The organism is Pseudomonas iridis (assembly GCF_017980685.1).
Lineage (GTDB): Bacteria > Pseudomonadota > Gammaproteobacteria > Pseudomonadales > Pseudomonadaceae > Aquipseudomonas > Aquipseudomonas iridis.
The window spans coordinates 82,249-101,673 of sequence record NZ_JACXXO010000007.1 but is presented as its reverse complement, the minus strand read 5'-3'; the positions used below and the strand labels follow the sequence as shown (position 1 = coordinate 101,673).

The window sequence follows — 19,425 nt, the reverse complement described above, 5'->3', positions numbered from 1 at the left end:
GTCTTCGCGAGCAGGCTCGCTCCCACAGTTGGACCGGGTGCTTCACTTAGAGATGGGTCGGTTATCAGGCCGCCATCGCTGGCAAGCCAGCTCCCACAAGGGATTGAGTGTGTTCAGTTAGAGATTGGTTGGATGTCAGGCCGCCATCGCGAGCAGGCTCGCTCCCACAGTTGGACCGGGTGCTTCACTTAGAGATTGGTCGGCTCAGGCCGCCATCGCTGGCAAGCCAGCTCCCACAATGGATTGAGTGTGTTCAATTAGAGATTGGTTGGATGTCAGACCGCTTTCGCGAGCAGGCTCGCTCCCACAGTTGGACCGGGTGCGTCAATCAGAGATTGGTCGGCTATCAGGCCGCCAAAGCCGGCACCGCTTCTGCTCTTCACCACTCAACAGGATGAGCGTTAGCTCGGCTGCCGCTCTTGATCTTGATCCTCGGGCGACGTCGGAAGGCTGAGTGGAGGGATTGATCCGGGGGTGGGAGCGCAGCGACCGTTTGGCGAAGCCAAACACAGCGAGAGGAGGTGCAGCGCAGCAAACCGGAGACGCTGCGCCCGGATCGATTCCGGAGCGAAGGAACCCCGAGCCCCAGCGAGCGGGCCGCACGTAGGAGCAAGCGTTTTTTTGCTTACTTTTTTTAGGCGTTTGTAAAAAAAGTGAGTCGCCGTCAGGGCGAAACCCTAAGCGGCCGTTACCGCAGCAATGGATATGTACCCAAAAAATATGTCGTAGCTGAAATCCATCCCCCTCACCCCAGCCCTCTCCCCCATGGGGGCGAGGGGGAAGGGAGCAGATCTTCATGCAGTTCAAAATCTCAGCCCAGCTCGGTCAGTCGCTGAGAAATTCGGATACCTTTTGCGCGGCGCTGGCCAAATGCTGCTCATGGGTAAACCCCGAAACTTTCAAAGGCTTCAAATCATGATCCCCGGCCACCAGCCAAAACACCTCAATACTCGGCGCTAACGAATACCCCTCAACCGCCGCAAGATTCCCAAGCGCATCCCGCTCCCCCTGCACAATCAACGTCCGCGTCTTCAACCCAGCCAAATGCTCAACCCGCGGCTTCTCCGGTTTCCCCACCGCATAAAACGGATAGCCCAGGCACACAAGCGCATCAGCCCCCAACTCATCCGCCACCAGACTCGCCATCCGCCCGCCCATCGACTTCCCACCAATCGCCAGAACCCCAGTGACATGACGTCGCACCAAGCCATACACCTCACACCAACACTCCTGCAATTTCCCCGCAGGATTCGGCGGCCGCTTCACCCCATCAACCCGCCGCTGCGCCATATACGGAAACTCAAACCGCAACACGTTCACCCCAAGTGCAGCAAGGCGCCCAGCCATGTCGTTCATCCACTCACTGTCCATCGGCGCCCCCGCCCCATGCGCCAGGATCAACGTCGCCGAAGCCTCGCCACTGGCGGCGTTCCAAAGCCACCCATGATCAAGTACGCACTGCGCCCATTGATCCCCGTCAATACTGGCCTTGTGCTGTTTGTTCATGCTTGCCTCGCTTTTAGTCTGCCTATAACTCCAGGCGAAGGATTTGCGGCTCTTTTGCGCGCGGTCACTTCGGCTGAACCGTGGATGGGGAACCATGAACACTTCTATCAGTACCGCCTACAACTACAAGGTGGTCCGCCAATTCGCCATTATGACGGTGGTGTGGGGCATCGTCGGCATGGGGCTCGGGGTTTTTCTCGCGGCCCAATTGGTCTGGCCCGAGCTCAACTTCGATTTACCCTGGACCAGTTTCGGCCGTCTACGCCCTCTGCACACCAACGCGGTGATCTTCGCGTTCGGTGGCTGCGCGCTGTTCGCCAGTTCGTTCTACTCGGTACAACGCACCTGCCAAACCCAATTGTTTGCGCCAAAGATTGCCGCATTCTGCTTCTGGGGCTGGCAACTGGTGATCCTTTTGGCGGCGATCAGCCTGCCATTGGGTTACACCAGCTCCAAGGAATACGCCGAGCTGGAGTGGCCGATCGACATCCTGATCACCATTGTCTGGGTCGCCTACGCGGTCGTGTTCTTCGGCACGATCATGCAGCGCAAGACCAAACACATTTATGTGGGCAACTGGTTCTTCGGCGCGTTCATCATCACTGTGGCGATTTTGCACATCGTCAACAACCTGGAAGTTCCGGTCAGTTTTACCAAGTCCTACTCGCTGTACTCCGGCGCCACCGACGCGATGGTGCAATGGTGGTACGGCCACAACGCCGTAGGCTTTTTCCTCACCGCCGGTTTCCTCGGGATGATGTACTACTTCGTGCCGAAACAGGCCGAGCGTCCGGTGTATTCGTATCGCCTGTCGATCGTGCACTTCTGGGCACTGATCACCCTGTACATCTGGGCCGGCCCACACCACTTGCACTACACCGCACTGCCAGACTGGGCGCAGTCGCTGGGCATGGTGATGTCACTGATTCTGCTGGCGCCGAGCTGGGGCGGCATGATCAACGGCATGATGACCCTCTCGGGCGCGTGGCATAAGTTGCGCAGTGACCCGATCCTGCGCTTCCTTGTGGTCTCGCTGGCGTTCTACGGCATGTCGACCTTCGAAGGTCCGATGATGGCGATCAAGACCGTCAACGCCCTCTCCCACTACACCGACTGGACCATCGGCCACGTTCACGCCGGCGCTCTGGGCTGGGTAGCGATGATTTCCATCGGCGCGCTGTATCACATGATCCCGAAAATCTTCGGCAAGGCGCAAATGCACAGCGTCGGCCTGATCAACGCGCACTTCTGGCTCGCGACCATCGGCACCGTGCTTTACATCGCCTCGATGTGGGTCAACGGCATCGCCCAGGGCCTGATGTGGCGCGCGGTCAACGAGGACGGCACGCTGACCTACTCCTTCGTCGAAACCCTGGTGGCCAGCCACCCAGGCTTTGTCGTGCGGCTGGTTGGCGGGGCGATCTTCCTCAGCGGCATGTTCCTGATGGCTTACAACACCTGGCGCACGGTGCGGGCCTCGCAGCCTGCTGACGTCGTTGCCGCCGCGCAGATGGCCTGAGGAGTCCGCCATGAAACACGAAACGATTGAAAAGAACGTCGGCCTGCTGATGCTGTTGATGGTGTTCGCCGTGAGCATCGGCGGCCTGACCCAGATCGTCCCGCTGTTCTTCCAGGACGTCACCAACAAACCGGTGGAAGGCATGAAGCCCTACACCGCGCTGCAACTGGAAGGTCGCGACATTTACATCCGTGAAGGCTGCGTCCAGTGCCATTCACAGATGATCCGGCCGTTCCGCGCTGAAACCGAGCGCTACGGGCACTACTCGGTGGCCGGGGAAAGCGTTTGGGATCACCCGTTCCTGTGGGGCTCGAAACGCACCGGGCCGGATCTGGCACGGGTCGGCGCGCGATACTCGGATGACTGGCACCGCGCGCATTTGTACAACCCGCGCAACGTCGTACCGGAATCGAAAATGCCGGCCTACCCATGGCTGGTCACGCAAGCGGTCGACAGCAGCCACACCGAAACCAAGCTCAAGACCATGCGCACCCTCGGCGTGCCGTACACCGACGACGACATCAGCGGCGCGGTGGCCAGCCTCAAGGACAAGACCGAAATGGACGCACTCATCTCCTATCTGCAAGTGCTCGGCACTGCAATCAAGAGCAAGAGGTGAGCCATGGTCTTTGAAATGAGTGCAGGACTGATTCGTGGCTTAGGCACCGTTGTGGTGTTCGTCGCCTTCGTTGGCTTGACCCTGTGGGTGTTCAACCGCAAGCGCAATCCGGAATTCGCCGAAGCGCGTTTGCTGCCGTTCGCCGACGAACCGCAACCCGACACTACCCCAGCATCTGAAACAAGGAGTACCCGGCCATGACCACCTTCTGGAGTACGTGGATCTGCGTACTGACCATCGGCAGCCTGATCGGCCTGACGTGGCTGCTGATCGGCACCCGCCGGGGCGAAACCAAGGGCAGCGTCGACCAGACCATGGGCCACAGCTTTGACGGCATCGAGGAGTACGACAACCCGCTGCCACAGTGGTGGTTCATGCTGTTCGCCGGCACCTTGGTGTTTTCTGTGGGCTACCTGATCCTTTATCCGGGCCTGGGCAACTGGAAAGGCGTCCTGCCGGGTTACGAGGACGGCTGGACCGGCGTGCACGAGTGGGAAAAGGAAATGAACAAGGCTGACGCCAAGTTCGGGCCGATCTTCGCCAGGTTCGCCGCCATGCCGGTGGAGGAAGTGGCAAAGGATCCGCAGGCGCTGAAAATGGGTGGCCGTCTGTTCGCTTCCAACTGCTCGGTGTGCCACGGCTCCGACGCCAAAGGCGCGTTCGGCTTCCCTAATCTCGCCGACAGCGACTGGCGCTGGGGCGGCAATGCCGACACCATCAAGACCACCATCATGGGTGGCCGGGTAGCAGCAATGCCGGCCTGGGGCGAAGTGCTGGGCGAAGCGGGCGTGAAGAACGTCGCGGCGTACGTGCGTCACGAACTGGCCGGCCTGCCGCTGCCTGCCGACAGCAAGGCTGATCTGCAAGCCGGACAACAAGCCTTCAGCACCACTTGCGTGGCGTGCCACGGGGCAACCGGCAAAGGCACTGAAGCCATGGGCGCGCCGAATCTGACGCACCCGGCCGGGTTTATCTATGGCACCAGCCTTACTCAGCTTGAACAAACCATTCGCCACGGTCGTCAGGGCCATATGCCGGCGCAAAACGAACTGCTGGGTAACGACAAGGTGCAATTGCTCGCCGCCTATGTGTACAGCTTGAGCCATGGATTGAGCACAGAAAAACTTATAACTGAAGACAATAAATAGACCGTATTGCCTACACCTCTGCCGCACCGATTAAGGTGCGGCAGTTTCCTGCCCCTTTGCGACGCATTGTCGCACCCTTCACACCCTCGCCTTTCGGTTCCCCTGATTCAGGTCTACGCTTGCTCGATGAGGACTGGCTCGCACCGGTTCCAGGTCGACGCTAACCGCTGTGTTCTGCGAAATGGCTGACTGATGTGGCCGCAAACGCCGGTAGATACCGGCTGTCGAGCCAGTTGCCGTCCGTCAGCCGAACGGACCGTTTGAACACACCTCGTTACAAGCGACCTGAACCCCTCGCTTTTTTCATCCAGTGCGACATTTTGTCCGAGGCCGATTTTGTCCTTACGCGGCGCATGGAAAGGCCGCAGAACCAGCGTTGGAAAGCATTGACCCAGGTCATGGCGCGTTGCAATGACCCCCTGCTTTCCCCATACTTGCGGCCGAATTAATCCTAATAAAATACCCAAACCGTGGAACCTTAGAATGAGCACAGCAATCAGTCCGACTGCTTATAACTATAAGGTAGTCCGCCAGTTCGCCATCATGACGGTGGTCTGGGGGATCCTTGGCATGGGGCTCGGCGTTTTCATCGCCTCGCAACTGGTCTGGCCGGAATTGAACTTCGGTCTGCCGTGGACGAGCTTTGGACGCCTGCGCCCGTTGCACACAAACCTGGTGATTTTCGCTTTCGGTGGTTGTGCACTGTTTGCCACTTCCTACTATGTCGTGCAGCGAACCTGCCAGACGCGACTGATTTCCGACAGCCTCGCCGCCTTCACCTTCTGGGGATGGCAAGCGGTGATCGTCGGCGCGATCATTACCTTGCCGCTGGGTTACACCACCACCAAGGAATACGCGGAACTGGAATGGCCGATCGCCATTTTGCTGGCCATTGTCTGGGTGACCTACGGGCTGGTGTTCTTCGGCACCATCACCAAGCGCAAAACCAAACACATTTATGTCGGTAACTGGTTCTACGGTGCGTTCATCGTCGTGACCGCAATGCTGCACATCGTCAACCACGCCTCCCTGCCGGTGAGTCTGTTCAAGTCCTACTCCGCCTACTCGGGCGCGACCGACGCGATGATCCAGTGGTGGTACGGCCACAATGCCGTGGGTTTCTTCCTGACCACCGGCTTCCTGGGGATGATGTATTACTTCGTGCCGAAACAGGCCGAACGTCCGATCTACTCCTATCGCCTGTCGATTGTGCACTTCTGGGCACTGATCACCCTGTACATCTGGGCCGGCCCGCACCACTTGCACTACACCGCGCTGCCGGATTGGGCACAATCGCTGGGCATGGCGATGTCGATCATCCTGCTGGCGCCAAGCTGGGGCGGCATGATCAACGGCATGATGACCCTCTCGGGCGCCTGGCATAAGCTGCGCACCGACCCGATCCTGCGCTTCCTCGTGGTATCGCTGGCGTTCTACGGCATGTCGACCTTTGAAGGGCCGATGATGGCGATCAAGACCGTCAACTCGCTCTCGCACTACACCGACTGGACCATCGGCCACGTACACGCCGGCGCTCTGGGCTGGGTGGCAATGATCTCGATCGGCGCGATCTACCACATGATCCCGAAACTGTTCGGTCGTGCGCAGATGCACAGTGTCGGCCTGATCAACGCGCACTTCTGGCTCGCGACCATCGGTACCGTGCTCTACATCGCGTCGATGTGGGTCAACGGCATCACACAGGGTCTGATGTGGCGTGCAATCAACGATGACGGCACCCTCACCTACTCGTTCGTCGAAGCGCTGCAAGCCAGTCACCCGGGCTTTATCGTCCGTGCCCTGGGCGGTGCGTTCTTCGCCAGCGGCATGCTGCTGATGGCTTACAACGTCTGGCGCACCGTGCGCGCCTCGAACCCGGCTGAAGCCGAAGCCGCTGCCCAGATCGCTGTCGTTGGAGCTCACTGATGAAGCATGAAGCTGTCGAGAAGAATATTGGCCTGCTGGCCTTCTTCATGGTCATCGCCGTCAGCGTCGGTGGCCTGACCCAGATCGTACCGCTGTTTTTCCAGGACGTTACCAACAAGCCGGTCGAAGGCATGAAGCCGCGTACCGCCCTTGAACTGGAAGGCCGCGACGTTTACATCGCCAACGGCTGTGTCGGCTGCCACTCGCAGATGATCCGTCCGTTCCGTGCCGAAACCGAACGCTACGGCCACTACTCGGTCGCCGGTGAAAGCGTCTGGGACCACCCGTTCCTGTGGGGTTCCAAGCGTACCGGTCCGGACCTGGCCCGTGTCGGCGGTCGTTACTCCGATGACTGGCAACGTGCGCACTTGTACAACCCGCGCAACGTGGTGCCTGAGTCGAAGATGCCGGCCTACCCGTTCCTCGTGGAAAACAAGCTCGACGGCAAGGAAACTGCCAAGAAAATGGAGGTCCTGCGTACGCTCGGCGTTCCGTACACCGATGAAGACATCGCCGGTGCTCAGGATGCCGTGAAGGGCAAAACCGAAATGGACGCGCTGGTGGCCTATCTGCAAGGCCTGGGCACCATCATCAAAAGCAAACGGTGATTTAGATGGATATCGGGATGATTCGTGGCCTGGGCACCGTTGTTGTGATGGTGGCCTTTATCGGTCTGGCGTTGTGGGTGTTCAGCCCCAAGCGCAAGTCGGAGTTTGAAGACGCGACCTTGCTGCCTTTTGCGGATGATCCCGAAGCCATCAAGCACGTCGAGCAAGCTTCTAGGAGTAACAAAGAATGACTACATTCTGGAGTCTGTACGTCACAGTCCTCAGTCTTGGCACCATCTTCGCCCTGACCTGGCTGTTGCTGTCGACCCGCAAGGGCCAGCGCTCCGAGCAGACGGACGAGACGGTCGGCCACTCGTTCGACGGGATCGAGGAGTACGACAACCCGCTGCCGAAATGGTGGTTCATGCTGTTCGTGGGCACCATCATCTTTGCACTGGGTTATCTGGTGCTGTACCCGGGCCTGGGTAACTGGAAAGGCCTGCTGCCAGGCTACAACTACCTCGATACCGAGAAGCAGACTGCGTTCGCCAACGGCCAGACCGGCTGGACTGGCGTGCACGAGTGGGAAAAGGAAATGGCTCGCTCGGACGCCAAGTTCGGTCCGATCTTCGCCAAGTTCGCTGCCATGCCAATCGAAGAAGTGGCCAAGGACCCGCAAGCGCTGAAGATGGGTGGTCGCCTGTTCGCTTCCAACTGCTCGGTCTGCCACGGTTCCGACGCCAAGGGTGCCTATGGCTTCCCTAACCTGACCGACGCCGACTGGCGCTGGGGCGGTGAAGCGGAAACCATCAAGACCACCATCATGGGCGGCCGTCACGCGGTCATGCCGGCGTGGGCTGAAGTGATTGGCGAGCAAGGCGTGGCCGATGTCGCTGCGTTCGTGGTCACCAACCTCGATGGTCGCAAGCTGCCGGAAGGCGCCAAGGCAGACGTCGCCAATGGCCAGAAACTGTTCGCCGCCAACTGCGTGGCCTGCCACGGCCCGGCGGGCAAAGGCACGCCAGCGATGGGCGCGCCTGACCTGACCCACCCGGGCGCATTCATCTACGGTTCGAGCTTTGCGCAACTGCAGCAGACCATTCGTTACGGCCGCCAAGGCCAGATGCCTGCACAAGAACAGCTGCAAGGCAACGACAAGGTTCACCTGCTGGCGGCTTATGTTTACAGCCTGTCCCACGGTGAAAAAGCACCGGAAGCGAACGCTGAGTAAGGCCAACGCTTGAAGCAAAAAAACGGCCCCGTCATTTGACGGGGCCGTTTTCGTTTCAGTCCGGTGACTGTCAGCGCACCGCAACAGTGGCGATCACCTTGCGTGATGGCCAGTTATTGTTAGACACCTGATGCACATTGAACGACTTTCGATCAGCAGCGAAGCTTGCTATCAAGTAAGTCTGATTGGACGCCCCTCCGCTCAGGAAAACGGGCACATCGCCAAAATATTCGCGGGTTCCCCAACTCGTATAACCTCCCGGATCGTTATGGTAGTGACCGGCAAATACAGCAGTCACCTGATAGCGTTCGACCATTGCCCTGAATCGGGCAATTTGTTTCGAGTTGCCCTGCCAGCGATCCGGTTTGTGCATATTGAGCAAAATGATCTTGCCCTGACTCCGCGCCTTTTGCAGGTCTCGCTCCAGCCAGTCGAGGGCATCAGTTATTTCAAAATTAACGCGAAACAGAGGAAACCCCGAAGCAAACTTCACCGAGTACGTGGGTTCATCATTCAACTGGACCAGATGCACGTCACCAAATGTTTTCGAATAGGCAAGACTTCCGTATAACACTTTAGCGCCGCCCTCACTGCGCGCCGCCAGATCCATATTCACGCTACCCCAATAGCGCTCTTTCATATCATTGATACTACCTGCCGCACAGTTATTCTCTGGAAAGCTGCAATCATTGATGTTGTTCTGGTAATCGTGATTCCCTAAACCATAGTCATATATACCGCCCAACTGCGCATCCAGAATCGACCGTGTGGTGGCGCGCTCACCGCGATGACCGAACGCGGTCATATCACCATTGATCATGACCGGGACAGGGTTCGAATCACGACTAAAGTTCTTCCTGAAACTGGCGACATCCGAGTATTGCGTTTCAATCAGCCAGCGCGAGCGCTCGTCACGCTCTGAAGCCGACTCACCGACGCCGGAATCCGAGTTATCGGTCCAGGGGAATTGTGGATCTGACGTGAAGATAACGTGTCGAGGCAAGTCAGGGGTTTCTGCCGCATTCACCACTGATGCAACAATACTCAATAGCAGGCTACAAAGCAGCCCGGTGCTTTTTATAAAAAACATAGAATTCCGTTTCCATCATAAAAGTTAAGTTGCGCAACACTGTCGTGCTGCCAGCGCAAACTATTCCAGACGGAAAAGCAAATCAAACCCTCAGCAACAGATCAATTAAATAATTATGTTTCTCGCTTACTTTAACGACTGCCCCCACACCTCAGACATACAACTTCAAAAAACCTTTTATGCTGTCGACAGCAAACATGCCTTCTTAACACCCCGCAACAGCATCACATTAGGCCAATACTCTACAAGCCGATAGTATTCAGCAGCGACACCAGCAACATTCAATTCATTTAAAACAAGGATGTACAACATGAACGAGCAAAACGACGCTTTGGACCCGACCCTTACTGCCGATAACGAAGCAGTCCCGGCGGAGGGTAAAGATGGAAATAACGATGCCCCGCGACGGCAGAAACGGTCCATCGACCATGTGGAAGCAGTCGATAACAAAGGCCGCAATCATGGCGGGATTGATAGCCTCGGTGGCGGACGAGTGCTTTAAAGCCTGACTGAGCCATTTACCGCAACCGGAGCGCAGCATCTCTCGCTGCGCTTCGGTTGAGACGGTAGGCGGCACGAAGGATTCGTCTATAGTCAATTGACCTGCATCATGCTTTGTTACATTCGCTACACCATTCAGGAGTTTTCCCCAACGCGACCAAAGGTCGCACCCGGTCATCAGCGTTACAGGCGTATCATTGCGCCACTGCAACGCCCTTTCTGACCCCGGTTGGCACGTATCGACCGAGGCATTTTTCCACTGCCGTGGGATGCAATGATGAGTAACCAGATTCCGGTACACGACGTCACGCCACCGAGTAAAAACGCGAACAACAGCGTCGACCTTTACGCCTCTCGAGAAAAAATCTACACCCGTGCTTTCACCGGCCTGTTCCGCAATCTGCGGATGATGGGCGGCGCCGGCCTGTTCCTGCTGTATTTCGGGACGGTGTGGCTGAACTGGGGCGGCCATCAGGCCGTGTGGTGGAACCTGCCGGAACGCAAGTTCTTCATTTTCGGCGCAACCTTCTGGCCGCAGGATTTCATCCTGCTGTCGGGGATCCTGATCGTCGCCGCGTTCGGGCTGTTTTTCATCACCGTTTATGCCGGGCGCATCTGGTGTGGCTACACCTGTCCGCAAAGTGTGTGGACGTGGATTTTCATGTGGTGCGAAAAAGTCACCGAAGGCGACCGCAACCAACGCATCAAGCTCGACAAAGCGCCGATGAGCGGCAACAAGTTCCTGCGCAAGTTCGCCAAACACACGCTGTGGTTGCTGATCGGCTTTGTCACCGGTATGACCTTTGTCGGCTACTTCTCGCCGATCCGCGAACTGGTGTTTGAGTTCTTCACAGGGCAAGCCGATGGCTGGTCGTATTTCTGGGTCGGTTTCTTCACCCTCGCCACCTATGGCAACGCCGGTTGGCTGCGCGAGCAGGTGTGCATTTACATGTGCCCGTACGCACGCTTCCAGAGCGTGATGTTCGACAAAGACACGCTGATCGTTTCCTACGACCCGCGCCGTGGTGAAAGCCGTGGCCCGCGCAAGAAAGGCGTCGATTACAAGGCCATGGGCCTGGGCGATTGCATCGATTGCACTATGTGCGTCCAGGTCTGCCCGACCGGCATCGACATCCGTGACGGCCTGCAGATCGAGTGCATCGGCTGCGCCGCATGCATCGACGCCTGTGACAGCATCATGGACAAGATGGATTACCCGCGCGGCCTGATCAGCTATACAACCGAACACAACCTGTCCGGCCAGAAAACCCATAAACTGCGACCACGCCTGATCGGCTATGCCGTGGTGTTGCTGGCGATGATCAGCCTGTTGGCTGCCGCGTTTTTCATGCGCTCGCTGGTGGGTTTCGACGTCAGCAAGGACCGCGTGCTGTACCGCGAAAACGCCGAAGGCCGGATCGAAAACGTCTACAGCCTGAAGATCATGAACAAGGATCAGCGCGACCACACCTATCTGCTGCAAGCCAGTGGTCTGCCGGACCTGCGCCTGCAAGGCAAGCGCGAGATCAAGGTCGCCGCCGGGGATATCTTTACCATGCCGGTCGAACTGTCGAGCGCGCCGGAACAACTGCCGTCGAGCACCAACGAGGTGAAATTCATCCTCAAGGATGCCGATGACGAGAGCGTCCACATTGAAGCCAAGAGCCGATTCATCGGCCCACAAATTCGTTGAGAGAACTGAACATGCCCGCAGCAAACGCCGCAAGCCCTTGGTACAAGCACCTCTGGCCATGGATCATCATCGCGATTCTGGCCTGTTCGGTGACGCTGACCCTGTCCATGGTGACCATCGCGGTGAACAACCCGGACAATCTGGTCAACGACAACTATTACGAGGCTGGCAAAGGCATCAACCGTTCGCTGGACCGCGAGTTGCTGGCGCAAACCCTGAAGATGCGCGCGGCGGTGTTTCTGGATGACGTGACCGGCGAAGTCGACCTGCGTTTGAGCGGCGACAGCCAACCGAAAACCCTCGAGCTGAATCTGATCTCGCCGACTCAGCCGGAGAAGGATCGCAAGATCGTCCTGACCCGCAGCGAAACTGAATCGGGGCGCTACATCGGCCAGTTGAACGATAAAGTCGAAGGTCGCCGCTTTGTGGAGTTGCTGGGCACGCAGGACGAGCACATCTGGCGGATGTTCGAAGAAGAACTGGTCAGCCATGACAAGGATCTGCTGCTGGGTGATGAACCGCTGCAAGGCGCGGAAGATCTGAAGAAGTAGATCAAAAGCCCCTCACCCTGGCCCTCTCCCGGAGGGAGAGGGCCAGGGTGAGGGCAAGCGGACCACTAAAATACAAGGGCTTACCCCTTCAACGATGCCATGACCTCCCCACTCCCCTGCTACCACTGCGCCCTGCCCGTCCCGTCCGGCAGCCGCTTTACCGCCGTCGTACTCGGGGAGCCGCGCGAATTCTGCTGCCCAGGCTGTCAGGCTGTGGCTGAAGCCATCGTGGCCGGCGGGCTCGAAAGCTACTATCAGCATCGCAGCGAAGCCTCGGCCAACCCCGAGGCGCTGCCGGTGCAACTCGTCGATGAGCTGGCGTTGTACGACCGTGCCGACGTGCAAAAACCTTTCGTCCGCCACGAAGGCGATCTGGCCGAAACCACTCTGTTGATGGAAGGCATCAGTTGCGCCGCCTGTGGCTGGCTGATCGAGAAACACCTGCGCACGCTACCCGCCGTGGCCGAGGCGCGCTTGAACCTGTCCAACCATCGCCTGCACGTGAGCTGGGCCGATGGGCAATTGCCGCTCAGCCAGATCCTCGCCGAACTGCGCCACATCGGTTACGTCGCGCACCCGTATCAGGCTGACCGCGCCAGCGAGCAACTGGCCAGCGAAAACCGTCTGGCCCTGCGCCAACTCGGCGTCGCTGGACTGCTGTGGTTTCAGGCAATGATGGCGACCATGGCCACCTGGCCGGAATTCAACATCGACCTCAGCCCCGAACTGCACACCATCCTGCGCTGGGTCGCGTTGTTCCTGACCACGCCGATCGTGTTCTACAGTTGCGCACCGTTTTTCAAGGGCGCCATGCGCGATTTGCGCACGCGGCATCTGACCATGGATGTCTCGGTTTCACTGGCGATCGGTAGCGCCTATATCGCCGGAATCTGGACTTCGATCACCGGCGTCGGCGAGTTGTATTTCGATGCGGTCGGCATGTTTGCGCTGTTCCTGCTCGCTGGACGTTATCTGGAACGTCGCGCCCGGGAACGCACTGCGGCCGCCACCGCACAGCTTGTCAATCTGTTGCCTGCCTCGTGCCTGCGTCTCGATGAGACCGGCCAGAGCGAGCGCATCCTCCTCAGCGAGTTGCGGCTGGGCGAGCGAATTCTGGTGCAACCCGGGTCGATCCTGCCGGCGGACGGCAAGATTCTCGACGGCCAGTCGAGCATCGACGAATCACTGTTGACGGGCGAGTACCTGCCGCAACCGCGTGCACCGGGTGACGCGGTCACTGCCGGAACGCTGAATGTCGAAGGCGCGCTGACCGTGCAGGTGCTGGCCCTGGGGCAAGACACCCGGCTGTCAGCCATCGTTCGTTTGCTGGATCGCGCTCAGGCCGAAAAACCGCGACTGGCGGAAATCGCCGACCGCGCCGCGCAATGGTTTTTGCTGTTGTCACTGATCGCTGCGGCCGCCATCGGCCTGTTGTGGTGGGAGCTGGATTCGTCGCGGGCGTTCTGGATCGTCCTCGCCATGCTGGTCGCGACCTGCCCCTGCGCGCTGTCATTGGCGACACCCACGGCGCTCACCGCTGCCACCGGCACCCTGCACAAACTCGGTCTGCTGCTGACGCGCGGCCATGTGCTGGAAGGTTTGAATCAGATCGACACGGTGATTTTCGACAAGACTGGCACGCTCACCGAAGGTCGCCTGGTGCTGCGCTCGATTCGTCCTCTGGGCGCACTGGACAGTGACCAATGCCTGAGCCTCGCCGCCGCGCTGGAAAACCGTTCGGAACACCCGATTGCTCGCGCGTTTGGCCGGGCACCGCTGGCCGCTGAAGACGTCCACAGCACGCCGGGGCTTGGCCTCGAAGGCATTGTCGGCGAGCAACGTTTGCGCATCGGTCAGGCTGAGTTTGTCTGCGCCCTCAGTGCCGCCGCAGCCCCGGCGATGCCGGATGATCCAGGCCAATGGCTGCTGCTCGGTGATGGTTCGGGGCCGCTGGCGTGGTTCGTACTCGACGATCGCCTGCGCGACGATGCGCCCGCCCTGCTCGCCGCGTGCAAGGCGCGTGGCTGGCGCACATTACTGCTGTCCGGCGACAGTTCGCCGATGGTCGCCAGTGTCGCCGCCGAATTGGGCATTGATGAGGCCCGTGGTGGCTTGCGTCCGGATGACAAGCTGCAAGTGTTGCAACAACTGCACAAGGAAGGTCGCAAAGTGCTGATGCTCGGCGACGGCGTCAACGATGTGCCGGTGCTGGCTGCCGCCGACATCAGCGTGGCCATGGGATCGGCCACCGATCTGGCCAAGACCAGCGCCGATGCGGTGCTGCTGTCCAATCGCCTCGATGCGTTGGTACAAGCGTTCACGCTGGCGCGGCGCACCCGTCGGGTAATCATCGAGAACCTGCTGTGGGCCGCGCTGTACAATGGCCTCATGCTGCCGTTCGCCGCCCTCGGCTGGATCACCCCGGTGTGGGCCGCGGTCGGCATGTCGATCAGTTCGTTGACCGTGGTGCTCAACGCCCTGCGCCTGACTCGCCTGCCGAGTTCGCCGCAAGCCTGCGCCCGATCAGAAACCCGTCCGCTGCCGGCCTGAGCCGCGCGGGCATGGAGTACAGATGCCAGCTCTCTACGTGATGATCCCGGCCGCCCTGCTGATCGTGGCCATCGCCGTGTACATCTTCTTCTGGGCGGTGGACAGCGGCCAGTACGACGACCTCGACGGTCCGGCCCACAGTATCCTGTTCGATGATCAGGATCCGAACCACACCGCAGCGGTGGACGAAGCCCGCGCGCAGAAACCGGACGACAAGGCCCCTCCTCATGCTTGAACTGGCACCACTGCTGGTGTCGGCGCTGATCCTCGGATTGCTCGGTGGCGGCCATTGCCTGGGGATGTGCGGGGGCTTGATGGGCGCGCTGACCCTGGCGATCCCCAAGGAACAACGCAGTCGACGCTTTCGCTTGCTGCTGGCGTATAACCTGGGGCGTATCCTCAGCTATGCCACGGCCGGATTGCTGATCGGCCTCGCCGGGTGGGCAGTGGCCAACAGCCCGGCCGCGTTGTTCATGCGCGTACTGGCCGGGTTGCTGCTGATTGCCATGGGCCTGTACCTGGCAGGCTGGTGGAGCGGTCTGACCCGTATCGAAAGCCTCGGTCGCGGTTTGTGGCGCTACATTCAGCCCGTGGCCAATCGTTTACTGCCCGTGTCGAGCTTGCCCCGTGCTTTGCTGCTTGGCGCACTCTGGGGCTGGTTGCCGTGCGGACTGGTTTACAGCACGTTGCTGTGGTCAGCGAGCCAGGGCAATGCGCTGGACAGTGCGTTGCTGATGCTCGCCTTCGGGCTCGGCACGTGGCCAGTGTTGCTGGCCACCGGCCTCGCCGCCGAACGGGTGACGGCGCTGTTGCGCAAGCGCAGCGTGCGAATGGCCGGCGGTTTGCTGGTGATTCTGTTCGGGATCTGGACATTGCCCGGTCCGCATCAGCATTGGTTGATGGGGCATTAGATCGGCGGCGCGGCCATCGCGAGCAGGCTCGCTCCCACAGGTCTGTGTACACCTCAAATCCCCTGTGGGAGCGAGCCTGCTCGCGAAGAATCCCTCAATGCTCATACGAATGCACCCCGTTGACGCAAATCAAGACGCCCCTCCGCGCCCGCCCATAGACTCGCCACACTGCCAGCCTATCCGGGGAATGCCCGCATGCTCGACGCCATTCGTTGGGACACCGATTTGATCCGCCGCTACGATCTGGCGGGGCCGCGTTACACCTCCTATCCGACGGCCGTGCAATTCAACAGTCAGGTCGGCACGTTCGATCTGTTCCATGCCCTGCGCGACAGCCGTAAAGCCCAGCGCCCGCTATCGTTGTACGTTCATGTGCCGTTCTGCGCGAACATTTGTTACTACTGCGCCTGCAACAAGGTCATTACCAAGGATCGCGGCCGCGCCCTGCCGTATCTGCAACGGCTCGAGCAGGAAATCCAGCTGATCGCCTGCCACCTGGACCCGGCGCAAAAGGTCGAGCAACTGCACTTTGGCGGCGGTACGCCGACCTTTCTCAGCCACGACGAACTGCGCCAATTGATGGCGCATCTGCGCAAGCACTTCAATCTTCTGGACGATGACTCCGGCGATTACGGCATCGAAATCGACCCGCGAGAAGCCGACTGGTCGACCATGGGCCTGCTCCGTGAACTGGGCTTCAACCGCGTCAGCATTGGTCTGCAAGACCTTGACCCGGCGGTGCAACGCGCGGTCAATCGCCTGCAAAGCCTGGAAGAAACCCGCGCAGTGATCGACGCCGCACGCACGCTGCAATTTCGCTCGATCAACATCGATCTGATTTACGGCCTGCCCAAACAGACCCCGGAGAACTTCGCCCGCACGGTGGAAGAAGTCATCAGCCTGCAACCGGATCGGCTCTCGGTGTTTAACTACGCGCACTTGCCGGAACGCTTCATGCCACAGCGGCGGATCAACAGTCATGAACTGCCGAGCCCCGCGCAAAAACTGGAAATGCTCCAGCGCACCATCGAACAACTGACCGCCGCCGGTTACCGTTACATCGGCATGGACCACTTCGCCCTGCCCGACGACGAACTGGCGATCGCCCAGGAAGAACAAACCTTGCAGCGCAACTTCCAGGGCTACACCACCCACGGTCATTGTGATCTGGTGGGGCTGGGCGTGTCGGCGATCAGCCAGATTGGCGACCTCTACTGCCAGAACAGCAGCGACCTCAACGAATACCAGAACACCCTAGCCTCAGCGCAACTGGCGACCAGCCGCGGCTTGGTGTGTAACGCCGACGACCGACTGCGGCGGGAAGTGATTCAACAATTGATCTGCAATTTCAGCCTGGATTTCGCCGAGATCGAGCAACAGTTCAACATCGATTTTCAAGGTTACTTCGGCGCTCTGTGGCCTCAACTGCAAGAGATGGCCAAGGATGGCTTGATTACCCTTGATCGCGAGCGAATTGAAGTATTGCCGGCCGGACGACTGCTGGTGCGCTCGGTGTGCATGGTGTTCGACGCTTACCTTGAACAGCAGAATCGCCAGCGCTTCTCGCGGGTAATCTAGTTTTTCATCAACAGCGAACCCACTTTCATGTTCTGATCAGAGGTCAGACCTGACTGCCCCACCACTTTGGACAAAGCCAGATTGGCGGTAATGAGACCAGTGTTCAACGCGGCAATGGCGCCGCGCAGGGCGGCAACCTTGATGATCTTTTCTTCGTTGGAAAGGCGCTTGTCGGCCATGATCTTTTCGATGAGCGCCTTTTTCTCGGCGATCTCTTTTTGCAATTTACGGATCATCTTCAGCAGTTGCTGGATGTTCTCGGGCAAGCCGCTCTCTTCGATGTCGCGATTATCGCCACCGGAACCTGCCGATCTTTCGATTGAAGCACCGGACAGCGACACTTTGACGCCTTCGACCAAGGTCGGGGTTGCCTGTGTAGTCGATTCGGCGTCGTGGTCTTTGTCGTCGGCATTTTTAAACGTGTCCGACAGCGCCTCAACACCGCTGCTAGCGTGGCCTAGCGTACCAATGGCAGCCATTGAATCGGTTCCTTCCAAAGATCTGATAACAGTTTATCGGCCAGTGGCCCTGCGGCTTTACACCCGCGGGACAAACTCGCCATTGACTGGCCTGAATGTCCTCCCGTGAGTTACCCTTACGGCTTATGTGTGTTTTCCCACAAGGATTGAAGAAATGTCCGAGCCAGTCAAACTGCGCGCTCACAACCAGGCCCATTGCAAGGATTGCAGCCTGGCACCTCTCTGCCTGCCACTTTCTCTGAATCTGGAAGACATGGATGCGCTGGACGAAATCGTGAAACGCGGCCGCCCGTTGAAAAAGGGTGAGTTCCTGTTCCGCCAGGGCGACACGTTTGATTCCGTTTATGCAGTACGCTCCGGCGCCCTGAAAACCTTCAGCCTGAGCGATTCCGGCGAAGAACAACTCACCGGCTTCCACCTGCCGAGCGAACTGGTCGGCCTGTCCGGCATGGACACCGAGAAACATCCGGTCTCGGCCCAGGCACTGGAAACCACTTCGGTTTGCGAAATCCCTTTCGAACGCCTCGACGAACTGGCCCTGCAACTGCCGCAGCTGCGCCGGCAGTTGATGCGCGTGATGAGCCGCGAGATTCGCGACGACCAGCAAATGATGCTGCTGCTGTCGAAGAAAACCGCCGACGAGCGCATCGCGACCTTCCTGGTCAACCTGTCGGCACGCTTCCGCGCTCGCGGTTTCTCGGCCAATCAGTTCCGCCTGAGCATGTCGCGCAATGAAATCGGCAACTACCTGGGTCTGGCGGTGGAAACCGTGTCCCGCGTATTCACCCGCTTCCAGCAAAACCAGCTGATCGCAGCCGAAGGCAAAGAGATCCACATTCTCGATCCGATCCAGCTCTGCGCCCTGGCTGGCGGTTCTCTGGAAGGCTGATCTCGACCCGCGGCCGAGCGAACCGATTCAGCCGCGGGTATACTGCGCCGTTTGCAGCCCTGCCAGGACACCTCGACGATGGTCTTCGACTCCTTCGACATCAAATCCCTGATCCGCCCCGTGATCGACTTCCCGAAACCGGGCGTGATCTTTCGCGACATCACCCCGCTGTTCCAGTCGCCTACGGCCCTGCGCCTGGTGATGGACAGCTTCGCTCACCGCTACGTCGAAGCCGACTTCACGCACATCGGCGCGATGGATGCCCGCGGTTTTCTGATCGGTTCGGTACTGGCCTATCAGTTGAACAAGCCACTGGTGCTGTTCCGCAAGCAGGGCAAACTGCCGGCCGACGTATTGGCCGAAGGTTACGCGACCGAGTACGGCGAAGCCTTCCTGGAAGTGCACGCCGACAGCCTGTGCGAAGGCGACTCTGTGGTGATGTTTGATGATTTGATCGCCACCGGCGGCACGCTGATTGCGGCAGCCAACCTGATTCGGCGCATGGGCGCACGGGTACATGAGGCGGCGGCGATTATTGATTTGCCGGAGCTGAATGGTTCGCAGCGTCTGCAGGATATGGGGATTCCGACGTTCTGCCTGACGCAGTTTGCCTTGAGCGATAAGTAAGGGGCGCCTGTACTGACGCTATCGCTGGCAAGCCAGCTCCCACAGTGATTTCGGTCGTT

20 protein-coding genes are annotated in these 19,425 nt (G+C 59.3%); 17 read left to right on the top strand and 3 right to left on the bottom strand.

Annotation, left to right across the window (positions count from 1 at the left end; translation table 11 throughout):
* Positions 1 to 825 precede the first annotated feature (825 nt).
* Entirely contained in the window at positions 826 to 1,506 is a 681-nt protein-coding gene (locus tag IEQ42_RS13785) for an alpha/beta family hydrolase (RefSeq protein ID WP_210703872.1), read from the bottom strand.
* A gap of 94 nt (positions 1,507 to 1,600) precedes the next feature.
* On the opposite strand from IEQ42_RS13785, the gene ccoN (IEQ42_RS13780) reads away from it, so the two are divergent.
* The 8 genes from ccoN (IEQ42_RS13780) to ccoP (IEQ42_RS13745) all read left to right on the top strand — a co-directional run bounded on the left by ccoN (IEQ42_RS13780) (position 1,601) and on the right by ccoP (IEQ42_RS13745) (position 8,497).
* Positions 1,601 to 3,025: a cytochrome-c oxidase, cbb3-type subunit I gene (gene ccoN / locus IEQ42_RS13780; RefSeq protein WP_042558546.1), complete on the top strand. Its 1,425-nt coding sequence runs from the start codon at positions 1,601 to 1,603 to the stop codon at positions 3,023 to 3,025.
* Between the two features lie 10 nt (positions 3,026 to 3,035).
* A complete protein-coding gene (gene ccoO / locus IEQ42_RS13775; protein WP_042558545.1) occupies positions 3,036 to 3,644 on the top strand; it encodes a cytochrome-c oxidase, cbb3-type subunit II in 609 nt (202 codons plus the stop codon).
* A gap of 3 nt (positions 3,645 to 3,647) precedes the next feature.
* Positions 3,648 to 3,845, top strand: coding sequence for a cbb3-type cytochrome oxidase subunit 3 (locus IEQ42_RS13770; protein ID WP_042558544.1), 198 nt, complete (start codon positions 3,648 to 3,650; stop codon positions 3,843 to 3,845).
* Positions 3,842 to 4,792, top strand: coding sequence for a cytochrome-c oxidase, cbb3-type subunit III (gene ccoP / locus IEQ42_RS13765; protein WP_210703871.1), 951 nt, complete (start codon positions 3,842 to 3,844; stop codon positions 4,790 to 4,792). The genes IEQ42_RS13770 and ccoP (IEQ42_RS13765) overlap by 4 nt, the downstream gene beginning before the upstream one ends.
* 483 nt (positions 4,793 to 5,275) lie before the next feature.
* Positions 5,276 to 6,718, top strand: coding sequence for a cytochrome-c oxidase, cbb3-type subunit I (gene ccoN / locus IEQ42_RS13760; protein WP_210703870.1), 1,443 nt, complete (start codon positions 5,276 to 5,278; stop codon positions 6,716 to 6,718).
* The gene (ccoO, locus tag IEQ42_RS13755; RefSeq protein ID WP_042558541.1) at positions 6,718 to 7,326 is read left to right on the top strand and encodes a cytochrome-c oxidase, cbb3-type subunit II; all 609 of its coding nucleotides are present in this window, start codon (positions 6,718 to 6,720) and stop codon (positions 7,324 to 7,326) included. The genes ccoN (IEQ42_RS13760) and ccoO (IEQ42_RS13755) overlap by 1 nt, the downstream gene beginning before the upstream one ends.
* 5 nt (positions 7,327 to 7,331) lie before the next feature.
* Positions 7,332 to 7,517 (top strand): CcoQ/FixQ family Cbb3-type cytochrome c oxidase assembly chaperone, encoded by a 186-nt coding sequence (locus IEQ42_RS13750; RefSeq protein WP_003175465.1) that lies wholly within the window; start codon positions 7,332 to 7,334, stop codon positions 7,515 to 7,517.
* Positions 7,514 to 8,497 (top strand): cytochrome-c oxidase, cbb3-type subunit III, encoded by a 984-nt coding sequence (ccoP, locus tag IEQ42_RS13745; RefSeq protein WP_042558540.1) that lies wholly within the window; start codon positions 7,514 to 7,516, stop codon positions 8,495 to 8,497. The genes IEQ42_RS13750 and ccoP (IEQ42_RS13745) overlap by 4 nt, the downstream gene beginning before the upstream one ends.
* A 70-nt stretch (positions 8,498 to 8,567) precedes the next feature.
* On the opposite strand, the gene IEQ42_RS13740 is transcribed toward ccoP (IEQ42_RS13745), so the two are convergent.
* Positions 8,568 to 9,587, bottom strand: a complete 1,020-nt coding sequence (locus tag IEQ42_RS13740) for a metallophosphoesterase family protein (protein WP_210703869.1) — start codon at positions 9,585 to 9,587, stop codon at positions 8,568 to 8,570.
* Between the two features lie 310 nt (positions 9,588 to 9,897).
* On the opposite strand from IEQ42_RS13740, the gene IEQ42_RS13735 reads away from it, so the two are divergent.
* From IEQ42_RS13735 to hemN, 7 genes are all read left to right on the top strand, one after another.
* Positions 9,898 to 10,089 (top strand): hypothetical protein, encoded by a 192-nt coding sequence (locus IEQ42_RS13735; protein WP_210703868.1) that lies wholly within the window; start codon positions 9,898 to 9,900, stop codon positions 10,087 to 10,089.
* 276 nt (positions 10,090 to 10,365) lie between these two features.
* A complete protein-coding gene (gene ccoG / locus IEQ42_RS13730) occupies positions 10,366 to 11,781 on the top strand; it encodes a cytochrome c oxidase accessory protein CcoG (protein WP_210703867.1) in 1,416 nt (471 codons plus the stop codon).
* A gap of 11 nt (positions 11,782 to 11,792) precedes the next feature.
* Positions 11,793 to 12,332 (top strand): FixH family protein, encoded by a 540-nt coding sequence (locus IEQ42_RS13725; protein WP_150596845.1) that lies wholly within the window; start codon positions 11,793 to 11,795, stop codon positions 12,330 to 12,332.
* A gap of 99 nt (positions 12,333 to 12,431) precedes the next feature.
* A complete protein-coding gene (locus tag IEQ42_RS13720) occupies positions 12,432 to 14,882 on the top strand; it encodes a heavy metal translocating P-type ATPase (protein ID WP_210703866.1) in 2,451 nt (816 codons plus the stop codon).
* 22 nt (positions 14,883 to 14,904) lie between these two features.
* Positions 14,905 to 15,117 carry a cbb3-type cytochrome oxidase assembly protein CcoS gene (gene ccoS, locus IEQ42_RS13715; RefSeq protein ID WP_042558535.1) on the top strand — a complete coding sequence of 71 codons (213 nt, stop codon included), beginning with the start codon at positions 14,905 to 14,907 and terminating at the stop codon, positions 15,115 to 15,117.
* The gene (locus IEQ42_RS13710) at positions 15,110 to 15,793 is read left to right on the top strand and encodes a sulfite exporter TauE/SafE family protein (RefSeq protein WP_039770036.1); all 684 of its coding nucleotides are present in this window, start codon (positions 15,110 to 15,112) and stop codon (positions 15,791 to 15,793) included. Before ccoS ends, IEQ42_RS13710 begins: the two co-directional genes overlap by 8 nt.
* A gap of 195 nt (positions 15,794 to 15,988) precedes the next feature.
* Complete coding sequence (hemN, locus tag IEQ42_RS13705; protein ID WP_210703865.1) at positions 15,989 to 17,371, top strand: oxygen-independent coproporphyrinogen III oxidase; 1,383 nt, start codon at positions 15,989 to 15,991, stop codon at positions 17,369 to 17,371.
* On the opposite strand, the gene IEQ42_RS13700 is transcribed toward hemN, so the two are convergent.
* Positions 17,368 to 17,850, bottom strand: coding sequence for a hypothetical protein (locus IEQ42_RS13700; protein WP_210703864.1), 483 nt, complete (start codon positions 17,848 to 17,850; stop codon positions 17,368 to 17,370). The two genes, hemN and IEQ42_RS13700, sit on opposite strands and share 4 nt — an antisense overlap.
* Positions 17,851 to 18,004: 154 nt before the next feature.
* Between IEQ42_RS13700 and fnr the strand changes: the two genes are divergently transcribed.
* Both fnr and IEQ42_RS13690 read left to right on the top strand, forming a co-directional pair.
* Complete coding sequence (fnr, locus tag IEQ42_RS13695; protein ID WP_042558531.1) at positions 18,005 to 18,739, top strand: fumarate/nitrate reduction transcriptional regulator Fnr; 735 nt, start codon at positions 18,005 to 18,007, stop codon at positions 18,737 to 18,739.
* Positions 18,740 to 18,817: 78 nt separating this feature from the next.
* Positions 18,818 to 19,366, top strand: coding sequence for an adenine phosphoribosyltransferase (locus tag IEQ42_RS13690; RefSeq protein WP_210703863.1), 549 nt, complete (start codon positions 18,818 to 18,820; stop codon positions 19,364 to 19,366).
* Positions 19,367 to 19,425: the final 59 nt, after the last annotated feature.